Below are 1482 nucleotides of genomic sequence, written 5' to 3'. Positions count from 1 at the left end.
TGCGTCACGCGGCGCAGCGCGCCCGTCACACGATGAAGAAGTCGGCAGAGGTGATTGCCGCCTTGTTGTCGAAATGGGCAAATTTCACGGCCTTACCGGCGCCAGAACCGTCGGCGTCATAAAAGAGAGCGCCAGTTTCGCTGTCGTAGAGAAGCCGGTCATTTGCATCGACTTTGGCTGCCGCGATGTCCTCGAAGGGACCCGATGACAGAGTCCCGGGCACCAGTGTCGAGAAAATCTTGCTTGACAGCACGATCGTGTCTTCGATCGCCGAGAAGTCGCGGATATGATCGACATTGCTGGATCCAAGCGCCGTGCTGAAGACAAATTGATCCCTGCCGGCATTCCCGGAGAGCACATCGCTGCCGGCTCCGCCGTCGAGCGTATCGTTGCCGGATGCACCGCCTAGGGTGTTGGCGGCGGAATTGCCTATCAGCCTGTTGGCGAGAGCGTTCCCCGTTCCATTGGCGCTGAGGCTCCCCGTCAAGAGAAGGTTTTCGATATTGGCGCCGAGCGTGAAGGAGACGCTGCTCTTCACCAAATCCGTCCCGGCTGAAGCCGCCTCCGACGCGCGGTCGCCGCTATTGTCGACGATATAGGTGTCGTTGCCGGCGAGACCCTGCAAGCGATCGGCGCCGCGCCCGCCATCGAGAACGTTGCCGGCTGCATTGCCGATCAGGATGTCCGCGGCGGGACCGCCTTTTGCGTTTTCGATCACCACGCCATTGGCGATGGTAAATCCGCCGGTCAGGGTCTCGGAGGTGGATAGCCAACCGCCGCCGCCGATCTCGGCTTTCAGCGTCGCCGCACGGAGATCGATTTTCGCCCGGCTGGTGCCCGTATAGGCGATGGTGTCATTGCCGCCGGTGTCCCATAGCGTCGTGTAGCCGCGGTTGAAATCGACGTTGTCGCTGAAGCGATATACGTTGTTGCCGGTGTTGTGGGCCTTGGCGCCGTACATGTGCTGGAGGGCGGCGATATCGATGGCGCCGAGTGAGCCCGGCTGGGCGTTCAGCGTCGCTCCGAAATCCCTGGCGTTAGTGAAAGGGTTGTCCTCGCCCCAGAAGGCATAGGTATACCCCATGACGGAATAGATCGACGAGTTGAGCAGGCCTGTGCCCTTGTCGTCCTCGTCTGCGACTCCGGGCAGGGTTGGTCCAGCCAAGGAGTCATGCGTGTGCTTGAGGCCGAGGCTGTGGGCGATCTCATGCAGCCAGACATCCGAGAAGGTGCCGAGGCGAATAATATCGGCCGCCGCCTTGACGCCCTTCGGGTCGATGCCGACGGCGGTCGTCACCGAATCTTCGGTCGGCCCCGGTCCGCCGGAGAACCCGCCGCCGCCGGTGTCGAGCAGCGTCTGCTTCAGCGTCGCATCGGCGACGTTCGCCTCACGAAAGGTCACGTTGATGCAGGCCGCGATGTCCGCGAACATCTCGCGATAGAAGTCCTTCCAGTCTCCCTCCGCGAAATCGTCTATGCCGT

Annotated in this window: 1 protein-coding gene; it reads right to left on the bottom strand. The window is 61.9% G+C overall.

The window, feature by feature from the left end; genetic code table 11:
- Positions 1–25: 25 nt before the first annotated feature.
- On the bottom strand, positions 26–1482 hold a 1457-nt coding region (locus AU381_RS00065; RefSeq protein WP_244520001.1), incomplete at its 5' end, for a M10 family metallopeptidase C-terminal domain-containing protein.

This window comes from Sinorhizobium glycinis, from assembly GCF_001651865.1.
Lineage (GTDB): Bacteria > Pseudomonadota > Alphaproteobacteria > Rhizobiales > Rhizobiaceae > Sinorhizobium > Sinorhizobium glycinis.
The sequence above is the reverse complement of the archived record's forward strand: the minus strand, read 5'-3'. Positions and strand labels throughout refer to the sequence as shown.